The organism is Caldimonas manganoxidans ATCC BAA-369, from assembly GCF_000381125.1.
GTDB lineage: Bacteria > Pseudomonadota > Gammaproteobacteria > Burkholderiales > Burkholderiaceae_C > Caldimonas > Caldimonas manganoxidans.
Map to the genome: position 1 here is coordinate 21647 of NZ_KB905932.1, position 15928 is coordinate 37574.

The 15928-nt window shown below is 64.7% G+C and carries 13 protein-coding genes; 4 read left to right on the top strand and 9 right to left on the bottom strand.

Translation table 11 applies throughout. The annotated features are described in order from the left end of the window. Positions 1-334: 334 nt before the first annotated feature. Genes F615_RS0103080 through F615_RS0103095 form a run of 4 tightly spaced genes read left to right on the top strand, consistent with a single transcriptional unit; the run spans position 335 to position 3838 of the window. Complete coding sequence (locus F615_RS0103080; RefSeq protein WP_019559704.1) at positions 335-1402, top strand: aromatic ring-hydroxylating dioxygenase subunit alpha; 1068 nt, start codon at positions 335-337, stop codon at positions 1400-1402. A 29-nt stretch (positions 1403-1431) separates the two neighbouring features. Continuing rightward, a complete protein-coding gene (locus F615_RS0103085) occupies positions 1432-2451 on the top strand; it encodes an ABC transporter substrate-binding protein (RefSeq protein WP_019559705.1) in 1020 nt (339 codons plus the stop codon). After that, positions 2448-2939: a nucleoside deaminase gene (locus F615_RS0103090; RefSeq protein ID WP_019559706.1), complete on the top strand. Its 492-nt coding sequence runs from the start codon at positions 2448-2450 to the stop codon at positions 2937-2939. The genes F615_RS0103085 and F615_RS0103090 overlap by 4 nt, the downstream gene beginning before the upstream one ends. 56 nt (positions 2940-2995) lie before the next feature. Continuing rightward, the gene (locus F615_RS0103095) at positions 2996-3838 is read left to right on the top strand and encodes an urease accessory protein UreD (RefSeq protein ID WP_019559707.1); all 843 of its coding nucleotides are present in this window, start codon (positions 2996-2998) and stop codon (positions 3836-3838) included. Here F615_RS0103095 and F615_RS0103100 read toward each other — a convergent pair whose 3' ends face one another. The 9 genes from F615_RS0103100 to urtA form a co-directional block, all read right to left on the bottom strand. After that, positions 3839-6442 (bottom strand): TRAP transporter permease, encoded by a 2604-nt coding sequence (locus F615_RS0103100; RefSeq protein ID WP_019559708.1) that lies wholly within the window; start codon positions 6440-6442, stop codon positions 3839-3841. 168 nt (positions 6443-6610) lie between these two features. After that, positions 6611-7600 carry a TAXI family TRAP transporter solute-binding subunit gene (locus tag F615_RS0103105; RefSeq protein WP_019559709.1) on the bottom strand — a complete coding sequence of 330 codons (990 nt, stop codon included), beginning with the start codon at positions 7598-7600 and terminating at the stop codon, positions 6611-6613. Between the two features lie 177 nt (positions 7601-7777). Further along, a complete protein-coding gene (locus tag F615_RS0103110) occupies positions 7778-9124 on the bottom strand; it encodes an aspartate aminotransferase family protein (RefSeq protein ID WP_019559710.1) in 1347 nt (448 codons plus the stop codon). Further along, complete coding sequence (locus F615_RS0103115; protein ID WP_019559711.1) at positions 9125-10021, bottom strand: MurR/RpiR family transcriptional regulator; 897 nt, start codon at positions 10019-10021, stop codon at positions 9125-9127. It lies immediately after the preceding gene. Between the two features lie 229 nt (positions 10022-10250). Further along, positions 10251-10958: an urea ABC transporter ATP-binding subunit UrtE gene (urtE, locus tag F615_RS0103120; RefSeq protein WP_019559712.1), complete on the bottom strand. Its 708-nt coding sequence runs from the start codon at positions 10956-10958 to the stop codon at positions 10251-10253. Between the two features lie 2 nt (positions 10959-10960). Further along, positions 10961-11851: an urea ABC transporter ATP-binding protein UrtD gene (urtD, locus tag F615_RS0103125; protein ID WP_019559713.1), complete on the bottom strand. Its 891-nt coding sequence runs from the start codon at positions 11849-11851 to the stop codon at positions 10961-10963. Next, entirely contained in the window at positions 11848-12990 is a 1143-nt protein-coding gene (gene urtC, locus F615_RS0103130) for an urea ABC transporter permease subunit UrtC (RefSeq protein ID WP_019559714.1), read from the bottom strand. The genes urtD and urtC overlap by 4 nt, the downstream gene beginning before the upstream one ends. Beyond that, entirely contained in the window at positions 12987-14582 is a 1596-nt protein-coding gene (gene urtB / locus F615_RS0103135) for an urea ABC transporter permease subunit UrtB (RefSeq protein ID WP_019559715.1), read from the bottom strand. The genes urtC and urtB overlap by 4 nt, the downstream gene beginning before the upstream one ends. A 45-nt stretch (positions 14583-14627) precedes the next feature. Beyond that, a complete protein-coding gene (gene urtA / locus F615_RS0103140; RefSeq protein ID WP_019559716.1) occupies positions 14628-15902 on the bottom strand; it encodes an urea ABC transporter substrate-binding protein in 1275 nt (424 codons plus the stop codon). Between the last annotated feature and the right edge of the window lie 26 nt (positions 15903-15928).

A 15928-nucleotide genomic window follows, 5' to 3' on the forward strand; every position in this document is an offset into this window, starting at 1 on the left:
CGGCGATGCCCGCCGAAAACGTCGCAGTGTCCCACGTCCGCCTGCACATGGTGGTTCTCCTACAGGGGTGGATGCCAGGGCACCGGTTGTGAGCCGCCAGGGTCTGGCCCACGGCCCGGCTCGAGCTCGACGATCTCGATGAACTCGACAAGGCGTTCTCGATGTCTCGAACACCCGGTGCTGGCACGCCACGTGCTTGATCTCCGGCAAGAGTAGAAGCGTTCACCGTCCTGGTGCCCCAAGCTCAGAACGGCCGGAAATTGCTCTTGAAGTGCCCGCATTCGCACCGCCACGGTGCGCGCGGGAAACCAACTTCGAGCAATGAGGCGCTTCCATGCTGACCACACGTCAAGCGGTCTTTCGCAAGTTCTGGCATGCCGTCATGCCGCTCAGTGAACTGCACAACGGCCCCCGACCCTTCACCCTGCTGGGCGAGAACATCGTCCTCTTCCTTGACGAACACGGCCAGCCGGCCGCGCTGAAGGACCGTTGCTGTCACCGCACGGCCAGGCTGTCCAAAGGCTGGTGCACAGATGGCAAGCTGCAGTGCGGCTACCACGGCTGGGTGTACGACCGCAGTGGCCGAGTCGTGAAAATCCCGCAGTACGGCGACGACAAGCCCATCCCTGCGGACTACTGCACCCCTGCCTACCCCTGCACGGCCCGCTACGGCTACGCGTGGGTGGCCCTTGAAGAGCCGATCGCCGACATCCCCGCGGTGCCCGAGTTCGATTCCCCCGGCTGGCGCACCATCTTTCAATTCTACGAACGCTGGCAGACCAGCCCGATGCGGGCTCTGGAAAACAGCTTCGACAACTCGCACTTCAGCTTCGTGCACCGCGCCACCTTCGGCGTGGCCGACCAGCCCAAGCCCAGCAAGTACGAACTGGTCGAGACCGAGGCCGGTTTCTACGCCGAAACCGTGATCGCCGCAGCCAACCCAGAACGCTTCCGGCGCATCAGCGGCGTGAGCGATGCGGTGACCACGCGCCACATGCGCAACGCCTACTTCCTGCCATTCTCTCGCCGGCTCGACATCGAATACCCCTCGGGCATCCGCCACGTGATCATCAACTGCTTCACCCCAGTGGACGACGGCCAGATCCAGCTGTGCCAGTGGCTCTTCCGCAATGACACCGAGGCCGACTGCCCCACGCAGATGCTGATCGACTTCGATGAGGAGATCACCCGCGAGGACAAGGACATCCTCGAATCGACCGACCCCGACGCCGTGATCGACACGCGCCGCCGCGGGGTCGAGTACTCGATGGAGTCTGACCGTCCCGGCATGCTGATCCGCAAGAAGCTGATGGAACTGCTGGCCCGCTACGGCGAGCACGAGATCCATCGCGGCAACGCCGACGCACCACCTGCCGTCATTCCCATCCAGGCTGCCGCCTGACCCCCACCCCCACCGCCAGGAGTTCCCCGATGAAACGCCGTCACCTGCTCCAAACTGCTGCCGCCTGCGCCGCTGGCCTGGCCGCACCGGCCGTGCTCTCGCAGAACCTCACGCGCCTGAAGTTCACACTCGACTTCCGCATCACCGGCCAGACCGCCCCCTTCCTCGTGGCGCTGTACAAGGGCTACTACAGGGAGGAAGGCCTGGACGTGTCCATCGACGTGGGCTCGGGCTCGGTCGCTTCCATCACTCGCATCGCCAGCGGCGCCTACGACCTCGGCTTCGGCGACATCTCCTCGCTGATCGAATTCAACGCCAACCACCCCGGGGCCGCGTCCGTGCAGGCCGTCTACCAGTACTACAACCGCGCACCCTTTGCGATCATCGGCCGCAAGGACCGCGGCATCACCGATTTCAGGAGCTTGCGGGGCAAGCGCATCGCAGCCGCCGCGGTGGAATCCACGCGCCGCGCCTGGCCCATGGCCGCCCGCAAGGTCGGGATCAGGCCTGATGCCTTCGAATGGGTGACCACCGACTTCAGTGCCCGCGACAACGTCGTGGTGCGCGGCGATGTGGATGGCGCCACCTATTTCCATGACTCGGCGGTGTCGCTTTTCGCCCGCATGCCGGTGGCGGAGCTGACCGTGCTGCCCTTTGCCGAGGCCGGCCTGAACGTCTACGGCAATGCCGTGCTGGCATCCACCCGCCTCATCATCCAGAACCCCAAGGTGGTGGCCGGCTTCGTGCGCGCCACCAACCGCGCCGTGCAGGACACCCTGGCCGATCCCGTGATGGCGATGGGCCACGTCAAGCAGCGCGAGCCGATGATCAATGAAGCCGTGGAGCTGGAGCGCTGGCGCATCACCGCCGGCTACGTCACCGCCCCCGACACCCGCAGCCATGGCCTGGGCGACATCCGCAAGATCCTGATCGAGCAGCAGGTCGACGACGTGAGCGAGGCGTTTGCCCTCAAGACGCGACCGAGTGCCGATGCCATCTACCACCTGGGTTTCCTGCCACCCAAGGCCGAGCGCATGGTGAAGGCATGAACGAAGCCACCTTGTCCGACCAGGACGGCCGTTACCTGCGCCGCGCGATCGAGCTGTCGGCCCACGGACGGTCCCGCGGCAACCGGCCCTTCGGTGCGGTGATCGTGGGCGATGACGGCCAGGTGCTGGCCGAAGCCTGGTGCAACACCGCCGAAACCGGCGACTGCACCGGACATGCCGAGACCAACGCCGTGCGCGAGGCCTCGAGTCGCCATGGGCGAGACACGCTGGCCAGGGCCACGATCTACTCTTCGGGTGAGCCCTGCGTGATGTGCGCCGGGGCGATCTTCTGGTCCAACATCCGACGAGTGGTGTTCGGTATCGACGCCGTCAGCCTGCGGGCCTTTCGCGGCGAACGCGCTGATCAGCGTGACGCCCAACTGTCCTGCCGCGATGTGCTGAACGCCTCGCCCCACCCGGTCGAGGTGATTGGCCCCGCGCTGGTGCAAGAGGCCTCGCAGCCTCATGTGGGCGCCTGGAGGACGTGAGCGCGGCGTTCTACACTGCGGCCTTTGCGTCTGCCGGGGCCTCGCCCCCTTCTGCCATGGGCTGGCACGGCCACCTGACCCTGAACTACCGCCATGAGGCTCCCCGCACCGTCGTGCATGACCGGCACGACGGCCCCTTGCGGGTGCTGGCCAGCCTTCACCCGGAAGGCCCTGGCGTCTGTCATAACGTGCTCGTGCACCCGCCAGGCGGCATCGTCGGCGGCGACCGGCTGGACATCGCCGTCCATGTGGGGCCTCAGGCCCACGCACTGATCACCACGCCGGGTGCCACGCGCTTCTACCGCAGCGCGGGCGAGACCGCCGAGCAGCACCTGGTGGCGCGCGTGGCCGCGCAGGCGCGGCTGGAATGGCTGCCGCTGGAAACCATGGCCTACAACGGCACCCGAGCCATCAATCATCTGCGTTTCGAGTTGGCGCCAGGGGCAGAGATGATGGGCTGGGACGTGCTCGCCTTGGGACTGCCAGCGTCCGAGCAGTCTTTCGTGCAGGGACGCTTCGAGCAGCAGATCGAGCTGCCCGGCCTGTGGCTGGAGCGCGGCATCTTGGATGCGGCGCACCCGCACACGAGGCAGCTGCTGGCCAGCCCCTTGGGTTGGGACGGGCAATGCGTGTTGGCCACGATGTGGTGGGCTGCCGGCCAGGCGCTGGACCGCCCCCGCCGGGAACGCTTGATCGATGCCGCACGCCACTGCGTCGAGGATTCGGCCTTGCTGCGCGATCACTCGGGCGTGACCTCACCCGATGAACGCCTGATCGTGCTGCGCGCCCTGGCCCCCCGCACCGAGCCCGCGCTGGCCTTGTTGAAGTCGACATGGTCGGCGTGGCGAGCCATCGGCTGGCAGCTGGAGGCGTGCCCGCCACGCGTTTGGAACACCTGATCAGGCCGCCGCTGCCTTCGGCGCGGCCGGCGGCGTCTGCCGCGCGCGACGCCGCTGCGACCATACGACCAAGCTCAGCAAGGCCAGGGCGGGAACGAACATCCATTCCTTGGGCGGACGATCCGTCGGCATCTCGATGCCCGTGATGCGCCAGCCTTGCTCCAGGCCGAGCTTTTCCGCCGTGCTGCCGAACTGCACCATGATGATTTGCAGCTCATCGCCCATGGGCACGACGCGCAGACCGGCCTGGGCCAGACGCTCCCGCGCCGAACCGGGTTCGCCCAGCGGCAACAGCACGCCCTTGCGCACTTCCTTGCCTTCCAACGTCAGCCCTTCGACCCAAATGCGTTTGTTTGCGTTGCGCGGCGCGGTTTCGGCAAAACGCATCAGCTCGACCGCCGGCGCCTCCTCGTACGGCGGAAACACCATGTCCCACCAGAACCCCGGACGGAACAAGGTGAAGGTCACCAACAGCAGGGCCAGGGTCTCGTACCAGCGGTTACGCACGAGGAACCAGCCTTGCGTGGCAGCCGCAAAGACCAGCATGGCCACCGTGGCACTGACGATGGTCAGGATCAGATGCCACACGCTGGTGATGCCGATCAGCAGCAATTGGGTATTGAAGATGAACAGGAAAGGCAGGATGGCCGTCCGCATGCTGTACCAGAAGGCCGTCACCCCGGTCTTGATGGGGTCGGTGCGTGCCACCGCCGCCGCCGCAAACGAGGCCAGCCCCACCGGTGGCGTCACATCGGCCATCAAGCCGAAGTAGAAGACGAACAAGTGCACGGCAATCAGCGGCACGATCAACCCGCTTTGAGCCCCCAGCTCCACCACCACGGGCGCCATCAGCGTGGACACCACGATGTAATTGGCCGTGGTCGGCAAGCCCATGCCCAACACCAGGCTGATGACGGCCACCAGCACGAGCATGAGCATCAGGTTGCCCCCAGACAGGGCCTCGACCAACTCGGTCATGACCAAGCCCACCCCCGTGAGCGACACGGTACCGACGATGAGGCCGGCAGCAGCCGTGGCCACACCGATGCCGATCATGTTGCGAGCACCGGTGGCCAAACCATCGACCAGGTCCGCCACCCCCTGACGCGCCGCGCCCAGCCAGTCCCCCCGGCCGCGGAAAGCCGCTTGGATGGGGCGCTGCGTCAGCAAAATGAAGATCATGAACATCGTGGCCCAAAATGCCGACAGGCCCGGGGACATCTGTTCGACCATCAAGCACCAGATCAGCACGACCACCGACAGCAAGTAGTGCAGACCCGATTTGAGCGTGGGCCCGGTCTCGGGCAGCTCGAACACTGGCGCGTTGGGGTCGTCCAATTCCAATTCGGGCTGACGCGCGCCATACCACAGCAGGCCGATGTATGCAGCCAGCAGGCCCGCGCCGATGACCCAGATCGCAGCATCCCCCAACGCTGCCTTGATCCAGCCGATGCCCCAGTACACCAGTCCGGACAAGATGATGAATCCGGCCACCGTCATGCCAAACGACAGCAAGCGTTGCATCGCCGTGCCGCCGCCGCGGCGGGGCAGCCCCGTCATGCCCCCCTTGAGCGCTTCGAGGTGAACGATGTAAAACAGGGCGATGTAAGAAATGATGGCCGGCAAAAAGGCGTGCTTGATGACCTGCGTGTATGGGATGCCGACATACTCGACCATCAGAAAGGCCGCGGCACCCATCACCGGAGGCATGATCTGGCCATTGACCGAGCTGGAGACTTCCACGGCACCGGCCTGATCGGGCCGATAGCCCACCCGTTTCATCAAGGGAATGGTGAAGGTGCCCGTGGTGACCACGTTGGCGATCGAAGACCCCGAGATGATGCCGGTGGCCGCCGAGGACACCACGGCCGCCTTGGCCGGGCCGCCCCGCATGTGGCCGAGCAAGGCAAAGGCCGATTTGATGAAGTAGTTGCCCGCGCCGGCTTTGTCCAGCAAGGAGCCAAAAAGCACGAACAAGAAGATGAAGCCGCTGGAGACTCCCAGCGCAATGCCAAACACGCCCTCCGTGGTGAGCCAATAGTGCGAGGCTGCGCGGTTCAGTGAGGCCCCGCGGTGGGCGATCATGTCGGGCATGTACGGCCCGCCGAAGGTGTAGACGAGGAAGATCACCGCGACGATCACCATCGGCAGCCCCAGCACGCGACGCGTCGCCTCCAGCAGCAAGACCACGCCGAGCACCGCGGCATACACGTCCATCTCGGTGGGCTGGCCCGGCCGCTGCGCCAAGTCACGATAGAACAAGAACAGATACGCAGCACAAAAGGCGCCGACCACGGCAAACACCCAGTCCGTCAGCGGAACATGGTCTCGGGGCGAGCGCTTGAAAGCCGGGTAGGCCATGAAAGCCAAGAACACCGCAAACGCCAGGTGGATGGCGCGCGACTCGGTGTCGTTGAGCACGAACACGCCCAGCGAGAAAGGCAGCGGCGAGGCGATCCACAACTGGAACAGCGACCAGGCCACGGCCACCACGAGCAGCAGCTTTTGCATCCAGGGTCCGGGCTTGCGGCCGCCGGTGTCGGTATCGCTCACGAGCTGTTGGACGTCCACGCTCGCGGCTCGATCTTTCTTCTTTCCGAACATGAGGCTTCCACCTTCTGAGTCAGGAGCGGTCTCGGAAACGGTCTGCGGGAGAGGGTGAGGCCCCGCAACACATCCATAGAAAAAGGGCCCCGGGTCACGGGGCCCCTCTCATTCAGGCCGACATTTTACGTCCTCAGCTTGACGAAGAAGCCGGACCTGGACGAGGGCTTACATCCAGCCCTTTTCCTTGTAGTACTTGACCGCACCGGGATGCAGCGGCGCGGTCAAGCCGTCCTTGATCATGCGCTTGGGATCCAGATTCGCCAAGGCTGGGTGCAGCTTCTTGAACTCGTCGAAGTTCTCGAACACCGCCTTGACCAATTCGTAGACGGTGGACTCCGGCACCTTGGCCGAGGTCACGAAGGTCGCCAGCACGCCATACGTGGGCGTGGGATTGGGGTTGCCGGCATACAGCCCGCCGGGAATCTCGACCTTGGCGTAGAAGGGATACTGCGCGACCAGCTTGTCGACGGCCGGACCGGTCAGCGGCACGAGCTTGGCCCCGCAGGTGGTGGTCGGGTCCTGGATGTTGGCCGACGGATGCCCCACCCCGTAGAAGAAGCCGTCGATCTTGTTGTCGCACAGCGCCGGGCCATGCTCATCGGCCTTCAATTCAGCAGCCAAGGAGAAATCGCTGATCTTCCAGCCCAGGGCCCCCAGCAGCTCTTCCATCGACGCACGCGTGCCCGAGCCGGGGTTGCCGATGTTGAAGCGCTTGCCCTTCAGGTCCTCGAAGCGAGTGGCATTGATTTCCTTGCGAGCCACCACGGTGAAGGGCTCGGGATGCAACGAAAACACCGCACGCAAATCGGCAAAAGCGCCATCCTTCTCGAACACCTTGGTGCCCTTGACCGCGTGGTACTGCCAATCGGACTGCGCCACGCCGAAGTCGAGTTCGCCAGCGCGGATGGTGTTGATGTTCACCACCGAGCCACCGGTGGACTCCACCGAGCAACGGATACCATGCTTGGCGCGGTCCTTGTTGACCAGCCGGCAAATCGCGCCGCCGGCAGCGTAGTACACGCCGGTGACGCCGCCGGTGCCGATGGTCATGAACTTCGTTTGGGCCATGGCCGATCCGATCGGCAGCGACAGCGACACCAGGGCCGCGGCCGTCAGCAACCGGCGCAGGGGTTTGACTTGGAAGAGAGAATTCACTTCGACCTCCTGTGACACGTTGGGAGAACCTCGAAAGGGCGGCAGCTTACCGCAAGCGCTTGCACCCGTGCGATACCGACCACGCGGTGGCGCAGTCCAAAGGGCAAGGCAGAATCCCGACAGTAGCACCAACGCGCTGCGGTGCCACCCCCGGAAACCCGAAAACCCTGGTGCGTCTCATGCATGGGTCGATGCGATGGCCGCATCGATGGCCAAGGCCAGACGATCGACGATGGCATCGAGTTCGCCATCGCTGACGATGAAAGGCGGCGCCAGCAGCACATGGTCTCCTTGCTGGCCATCGATCGTGCCGCCCATCGGGTACACCATCAGCCCACGCGCCATCGCTTCGCGCTTGATGCGGGCATGCAGCTTGAGCGCAGGATCGAACGCCGTCTTGTGATGGCGATCGCGCACCAACTCGACGCCGCGAAACAGCCCACGCCCACGCAAATCGCCCACGTGAGGATGCTCGCCCAGGCGCGCCTGCAACCGCTGCGCCAGCCCCTCGCCTTGCCGCCGGCACGCCTCCAGCAAGCCGTCGCGGCGGATCACTTGCTGCACGGCCAGGGCTGCGGCACAGGCCACCGCGTGGCCGATGTAGGTGTGGCCGTGCTGGAACAACCCGCTGCCCTGCGCAAAGGCTTCGACCACATGCCGCTGCACCAGCACCGCGCCGATGGGCTGGTATCCACCGCCCAAGCCTTTGGCAATGGTCATCAAATCGGGCACCACGCCTTCCTGCTCGCAGGCATGCAGCGTGCCCGTACGCCCCATGCCACACATCACCTCATCGAGGATGAGCAAGATGCCGTGGCGATCACACAGCTGCCGCACCCCCTTCAGATAGCCCGGCACCGGTGTCAACGCCCCCGCAGTGGCGCCCACCACCGTCTCGGCCACGAAAGCGATCACGTTTTCGCCCCCCAAGCGGTCGATGGTCTGCGCCAGCTCCTTCACCAAGCGCTGGCCGTACTGCTCGGCCGTCTCGTCGGCTTGGCGGTCGCGGTACTCGTAGCAGGGCGACACATGGGTGACGTCCATCAGCAGCGGCGCAAACTGGGCGCGACGCCACTGATTGCCTCCCACGGCCAGCGCCCCCAGCGTGTTGCCGTGATAGCTCTGGCGACGGGCGATGAAGTGCCGTCGCTGCGGCTGCCCGATCTCGACAAAGTACTGCCGCGCCATTTTCAGCGCCGCCTCCACCGCCTCGGAGCCGCCCGACACGAAGTACACATGACTCATGCCGGCCGGCGCGTGGGCGATCAGATCGTCGGCCAGAGCCTCGGCCACTTCGGTGGTGAAGAAGCTGGTGTGGGCATAGGCGATGCGATCGATCTGGGCATGCATCGCGGCAATCACGTCCGGGTGGCCATGGCCTAGGCAAGACACCGCCGCGCCACCGGAGGCGTCGATGTATTGCCGGCCCTGACGATCGGTGATGTACACCCCGTGGGCCGCCACGGCCACAGGCAGCTCGGCATGCAAATGACGGTGGAAGACATGGGTGGTTTGCGGGTTCATTCAAGCATGCTCCGAACGGACGGCTGGGCGCAGCGGCCGCTCCCAATAGGCTTTGCGGGCCCGCAACAAGGCTTGGCGTCGGCCCAGATGCTGGACCACCGCAGCCCCTCCTTGCGCCGCCACCGCCGCCACAAGGGCTTCGGCCAGCGCCTGGGCCCCGGTCATCGACGGAAAAAACGACGGGGAAGTCGCCGAAAACAACAAGACCTGCCGCGCGCCACGTGCAATCGGCGACAACGCGCTGTCGGTAAGCGCCAGCACCGGCACGCCAGTGTGTACGGCCTGCTGCACGGCTTCCACCGTCTCGCGGGTGTAAGGGGCCTGGCTCACGGCCACGAGCAGGTCTCGCGGGCCCAGCAGATCGAGCTGCTCGACCACACTGCCCGATGGATCGGGCAGCAGCCGCCCCGTACCGCGCACCAGGGCGAAGGTGTAGTGCAAGTGGTAGGCAATCCCGAAGCTGGCTCGCAGACCCAAAAAGGCCACCTGTCGGCTTCGCAGCATCAAGCGGGCAGCGGCCTCGATCCGACCGGCGGCATTGAGCCCGGTGCACGATCGCACATCGGCGGCCTGGGCCTCGTTCAAGTCGCTCACCAGCGAGGCTCGAGCTGCTGCGGCGCGCCGAGCACGGTCCAGGTAGCCGGCAGGATCCTCGGCCTGCCGCGCCAAGGCGCGTCGAAAAGGCTCGCGCAACGCCTCGAAGCTCGGCAACCCCAACTGACGGGCCAGCCGGGTCATGGTGGCCGGCGAGACGCCGGCTTGCCGTGCACTGGCACGCATCGACTGCAGCCCCAAAGCCGCGCCATGTCGCACGACCCAGCGCGCCGCGCGCTGCAGCTCAGGGCTGAGGCGGTCGAAATGCTGCTCGACCAAGGACTGGACGTCTTGGGGCTCCATGGGACGCATGCCCTGCCGCTACCACACCGCCGCCACAGCCTGGCGACGTCACACTTGTTTCATAGTATGACACATGGTTCATTTGTTTCAAACGATGCGCCCGCATCGCGTCGGACGCTGACACCGAAGAGGGTCCTCCCGGGGCCCGACTCACGCTGCCCATGACCGCGCTCGTGATGTCTTTCGACGCCCCCCTTCACCCCCGAGGGGCTAGAACGATTGCGCCGCTCTAGATGGACAAACGCCGCCGCACGCCGTCGGCCTCCATGTGGGCGCCGCGGCCTTGCATCACCACCTCGCCGCGTTCCATCACGAGGTACTGATCGGCCAATTCGGCGGCAAAGTCGTAATACTGCTCGACCAAGACGATGGCCATGGGCGGGTGGCCGTCCATGCCGAGGTCGGCCAACCGGCGGATCACCCGGCCAATGTCCTTGATGATGGACGGCTGGATGCCTTCGGTCGGTTCATCCAGGAGCAGCACCTTGGGCCCAGCCGCCAAGGCCCGCGCAATGGCCAGTTGTTGCTGTTGTCCGCCCGAGAGGTCGCCTCCGCGTCGATGCAGCATCTGCCCAAGCACGGGAAACAGCTCGAAGAGCTGAGGCGGGATGGGCGTGCGCGCGCTCTTGTACGCCAGCCCCATGCGCAGGTTCTCTTCGACCGTGAGGCGAGCGAAGATCTCCCGGCCCTGTGGGACGTACCCCATGCCCTTGCGCACCCGTTCATAGGGCGCATCGCGCACGATGGGCTGCCCATCCAGCGTGATCGAACCGGTCTTGATAGGCACCACACCCATCAAGCTTTTGAGCAACGTGGTCTTGCCCACCCCGTTGCGACCCAAGATCACCGTGACTTCGCCCGCCTTGGCCTCGAAGCTGACGTTGCGCAGAATGTGCGAGCCGCCGTAGTACTGATGGATGCCTTCGACCTTGAGCATGCTCAGCGACCTAGATAGACCTCGATGACCTTCTCGTTGGCCTGTACCTGAGCCAACGAACCTTCGGCCAGCACGCGACCTTCATGCAACACGGTCACCTTCTTGGACGGATCGTCACGCGTGAGATCGTGGATGAACTTCATGTCGTGTTCGACCACCACCAGCGAGTGGCTGCCTTGGAGCGATAGAAACAGCTCGGCGGTGCGCTCGGTTTCCTCATCGGTCATGCCGGCCACGGGTTCGTCCAGCAGCAGCAGCTTGGGGTCTTGCATCAACAGCATGCCGATCTCCAACCATTGCTTTTGCCCATGCGAGAGCAGACCCGCTGCTCGCTGGGCCACTTCGCGCAAGTGAATGAGTGACAAGACCTCGCCGATGCGATCGAGCTGCTCCCCAGACAGACGAGAGAACATCGACGCTCGCACGCTGCGGTCGGCGCGCAGGGAGAGCTCCAGGTTTTCGAACACGCTCAGCCGTTCATACACCGTGGGCTTTTGGAACTTGCGTCCGATGCCCATGGTGGCAATCTCGCTTTCACGCAAGCGCAACAGGTCGATGGTCGATCCAAAGAACGCACGACCGGCCTGCGGACGGGTCTTGCCGGTGATGACGTCCATCATCGTGGTCTTGCCGGCCCCATTGGGGCCGATGATGCAGCGCAACTCGCCGGCAGCGATGCTCAGCGACAGTGCATCGAGCGCACGGAAGCCATCGAAGCTGACGGTGATGTCCTCCAGGTACAGAATGACGCCATGCGCCAGATCCACCTCGCCGGCGCGCACGACGCGGCCGTAGCTGGCAGCGCGACCGCCCGAACCGTCGATGCGGTCACGCAAGCGCTGCCGGTGTTGCTCCAGGGCACGCGCCCCCGCTTCCATCAGATCGGGGGTCATGCTCGCGCCTCCGAGTGACGGCCGCGCCGGCGCAGCAGGCCCACGATGCCTTGGGGCAAGAACAAGGTCACCCCGATGAACAAAGCGCCAAGGAAGTACAGCCAGAACTCCGGCACGACCACCGTGAACCAACTCTTGGCCCCGTTGACGAAAAACGCGCCGAGAATCGGGCCAATCAAGGAAGCGCGGCCGCCCACGGCCGTCCAGATGGCCATCTCGATGCTGGCCGCGGGCGACATCTCGCTGGGGTTGATGATGCCCACCTGGGGCACGTACAGGGCGCCGGCCACGCCGCACATCATGGCCGACAGCGTCCAGATCGACAGCTTGTAGCCCAGCGGGTCGTAGCCGGTGAACATCAGGCGGGACTCGGCATCGCGCACGGCTTGCAGCACCCGGCCGTACTTGCTGTTGACGATCCAGCGGCCCAGCAGATAGAAGCCGATCAACGTCAAGCCCGTCAGCATGAACAACGTGACCCGCATGCCCGAGGTGGCAATCGGCATGCCGAGGATGCGCTTGAAGTCGGTGAAACCGTTGTTGCCGCCAAAGCCGGTCTCATTGCGAAAGAACAGCAGCATGGCCGCAAAGGTCATTGCCTGCGTGATGATGGAAAAGTACACCCCCTTGATGCGAGAGCGGAAAGCAAAGTAGCCGAACACGAACGCCAACAAGCCCGGCACGGCCACGACCAGCACGACGGTGGCCAGGAAAGAATCGCTCAAGCCCCAGTGCCAGGGCAGCTCCTTCCAGTCCAGGAAGACCATGAAGTCCGGCAACTCCGACTTGTAGTGGCCCTCGGTACCGATTTGGCGCATGAGATACATGCCCATCACATAGCCGCCCAGCGCGAAGAACAAGCCATGCCCCAGCGACAAAATGCCTGTGTAGCCCCAGATCAAGTCCATGGCCAGCGCGCAGATGGCATAGCACATGATCTTGCCGAACAGGCTCACGTGATAGTCGCTGAGGTGCCAAACGCTGTGGGCTGGCACCACCAGATTGAGCACCGGCACCACCAAGACCACGGTCAGGACGGCGGACAAGACCGCGGCCCAGCCTTTGGGCCCCAGCAGCAAGCCGCGACGCGGCACCAGCTCGGCAGCGCTTGCGGCATCGGCATGCACAACCGCGCTCATGCTTCGGCACTCCTTCCCTTCATCGCAAACAGCCCTTGTGGACGCTTCTGGATGAAAGCCACGATGAGCAACAACACGGTGATCTTGGCCAACACCGCCCCCTGCCAGCCTTCGAGCAGCTTGCTGACGACCCCCAAGCCCAAGGCCGCATACACCGTGCCGGCCAGTTGCCCCACCCCGCCAGTGACCACCACCAGAAAGGAATCGACGATATAACTCTGTCCCAGGTCGGGACCCACATTCCCCACCTGCGACAGCGCGCAGCCGGCCAGCCCGGCCAGGCCGGCGCCCAAGGCGAAGGCATAAGTGTCGACGCGAGCGGTGTTGACGCCCATGCAGGCGGCCATGGGCCGGTTCTGAGTGACGCCCCGCACGAACAAGCCCAAACGGGTGCGCGCGATCAGCAAGGCCACGCCGGCGACCACCAGCGCCGCGAACACGATGATGGCCAGGCGGTTGTATGGCAAGGTCAGATTGGGCATGAGCGCCACACCACCGCTGAGCCAGCTGGGGTTGTCCACTTGAACGTTTTGTGCGCCAAACACCGAACGCACGGCTTGCATCAGGATGAGACTGATGCCCCAGGTGGCCAGCAAGGTCTCCAGAGGTCTGCCATACAGCCAGCGGATCACGCTGCGCTCGAGCACCGCACCGACCACCGCCGCGGCGAAAAACGCCGTGGGCACGGCTGCCAGCACGTATCCATCGAACCAATCCGGCAGATAGGTCCGAAAGAGGTTTTGCACCACATAGGTGGCGTAGGCGCCGATCATCATCATCTCGCCATGGGCCATGTTGATCACGCCCATCAAGCCATACGTGATGGCCAGCCCCAAAGCCACCAACAACAAGATGCTGCCCAAACTGAGGCCGCTGAACAGTACGCCCGCACGTTCGCCCCAGGCCAGGCGGCTTTCCACCTCACGCAGCGATGACTTCAGCACCTCGCGCACGCGAGCATCGGTTTCGACGAAGCCGTCACCGTCCTGGGCGAGCCGTTCGCGCAACAAGGCCAGCACCGTGGGCTGGTTGCTGCGCCCCAACCAACGCGCTGCCTCCAAGCGCAAAGCGGGATCCTCGGCAACGACCAGGGCGGTCGCCCGCAAGACCTGCAACTGCTCGCGCAGCTGGTCATCGGTTTCCCGTTCGAGCACCTTGTCGATCACCGGGAGCTGCTCGGCCGCCAGCGGTTCGCGCAGCATCTGCGCCACGGCGCCGGCCCGCACGGCCGCATCGCTCGAAAACAGCTCGAGCGCAGCCAAGGCGGCCTGCAAAGCCCGGCGCACGCGGTTGCTGGAAACCACTTCCTGCGCATCCTCTGGCAGCGAAGCGGGCTGACCGGTGATCGCATCACGCACCTCGTTGCCACGCACGATGTAGACCCGCTCGTCGCCAACGGTGCGCACCTCATCGTCCAGCAAGGCTTGCAGATAGGCGCGCAGCGCCGGGTCCCCGGTGGCGGCCACCTCGTTGAGCACCGCGATGCGCTCGTCGTTGTCGCCCAGCGCCAGGATCCGGATGTGCTCGGGGCTCAAAGCCGCCGCCGGGCCAGCCAGCGCCCAGCTCAGGACGACCCAGGCCAGGCGCATCATCCATCGTGTCGTGGTGCTCACTCGTGCGTCCTCACAGACCCAGGCTCACTTCTTCTCGGGCTCGTCTTTCTTGCCCTTGTTCTCGGGGATGTAAGGGCTCCATGGTTGGGCCTTGATCGGGCCTTTGGTCTTCCACACGATGTTGAACTGACCATCGGCCTTGACTTCGCCGATGAACACCGGCTTGTGGAGGTGGTGGTTCTTCTCGTCCATCTTGGCGACGAAGCCGCTGGGGGCCTGGAAGGTCTGGCCGGCCATCGCCGCGATGACTTTGTCGGTGTCGGTGCTCTTGGCCTTCTCCACCGCCTGCTTCCACATGTGGATGCCGATGTAGGTGGCTTCCATCGGATCGTTGGTCAACGGGCGATCCTTGTGGCCAGGGATGTTCTTGGCCTTGGCGTAGGCCGACCAGGCCTTGATGAACGCCTCATTGGTCGGGTTCTTGATGGACATGAAATAGTTCCAGGCCGCCAGATGGCCGACCAAGGGCTTGGTGTCCACGCCGCGCAGCTCCTCTTCGCCCACGGAGAAAGCGACCACCGGCACATCGGTCGCTTTCAGCCCCTGGTTGCCCAGTTCACGGTAGAACGGCACGTTGGAATCGCCGTTGATCGTGGAGATGACCGCCGTCTTCTTGCCGGCGCTGGCGAACTTCTTGATGTTGGCGATGATGGTCTGATAGTCGCTGTGCCCAAACGGCGTGTAGGCTTCCATGATGTCGCTCTCAGGGATGCCTTTGGACTTCAGGAATGCGCGCAGGATCTTGTTGGTGGTGCGCGGATAGACATAGTCGGTGCCCAGCAGCACGAAACGCTTGGCCGAGCCGCCCTCCTTGCTCATCAGGTATTCCACCGCAGGGATGGCTTGCTGGTTGGGCGCAGCACCGGTGTAGAACACGTTCTTGCTGAGCTCTTCGCCTTCGTACTGCACCGGGTAGAACAGCAGGCTGTTGAGCTCCTCGAACACCGGCAGCACGGACTTGCGCGACACGCTGGTCCAGCAGCCAAAGACCACGGCCACCTTGTCCTGCGTGATCAGCTGGCGCGCTTTTTCGGCGAACAGAGGCCAGTTCGACGCCGGATCGACCACCACGGGTTCGAGCTTCTTGCCCAGCACCCCGCCGCTGGCGTTGATCTGTTCGATGGTCATCAGGGCCACGTCCTTGAGGACGGTTTCCGAGATGGCCATGGTGCCTGACAGCGAGTGCAAGATGCCGACCTTGATGGTGTCGGACTGGGCCTGTACGGGCAGACCGATGGTCGCAGCCCCCAGGGCGATGGCGCCCAGGGTCTGGTTGAAATGACGGCGAGAGGTGTTCATGGGTTGGCGCTCCTTGATCGACACAA

Coding starts and splice junctions, on each gene's coding strand:
- F615_RS0103080 (WP_019559704.1), top strand. CDS start 335: ATGCTGACCACACGTCAAGCGGTCTTTCGCAAGTTCTGGCATGCCGTC.
- F615_RS0103085 (WP_019559705.1), top strand. CDS start 1,432: ATGAAACGCCGTCACCTGCTCCAAACTGCTGCCGCCTGCGCCGCTGGC.
- F615_RS0103090 (WP_019559706.1), top strand. CDS start 2,448: ATGAACGAAGCCACCTTGTCCGACCAGGACGGCCGTTACCTGCGCCGC.
- F615_RS0103095 (WP_019559707.1), top strand. CDS start 2,996: ATGGGCTGGCACGGCCACCTGACCCTGAACTACCGCCATGAGGCTCCC.
- F615_RS0103100 (WP_019559708.1), bottom strand. CDS start 6,442: ATGTTCGGAAAGAAGAAAGATCGAGCCGCGAGCGTGGACGTCCAACAG.
- F615_RS0103110 (WP_019559710.1), bottom strand. CDS start 9,124: ATGAACCCGCAAACCACCCATGTCTTCCACCGTCATTTGCATGCCGAG.
- F615_RS0103115 (WP_019559711.1), bottom strand. CDS start 10,021: ATGGAGCCCCAAGACGTCCAGTCCTTGGTCGAGCAGCATTTCGACCGC.
- urtE (WP_019559712.1), bottom strand. CDS start 10,958: ATGCTCAAGGTCGAAGGCATCCATCAGTACTACGGCGGCTCGCACATT.
- urtD (WP_019559713.1), bottom strand. CDS start 11,851: ATGACCCCCGATCTGATGGAAGCGGGGGCGCGTGCCCTGGAGCAACAC.
- urtC (WP_019559714.1), bottom strand. CDS start 12,990: ATGAGCGCGGTTGTGCATGCCGATGCCGCAAGCGCTGCCGAGCTGGTG.
- urtB (WP_019559715.1), bottom strand. CDS start 14,582: ATGATGCGCCTGGCCTGGGTCGTCCTGAGCTGGGCGCTGGCTGGCCCG.
- urtA (WP_019559716.1), bottom strand. CDS start 15,902: ATGAACACCTCTCGCCGTCATTTCAACCAGACCCTGGGCGCCATCGCC.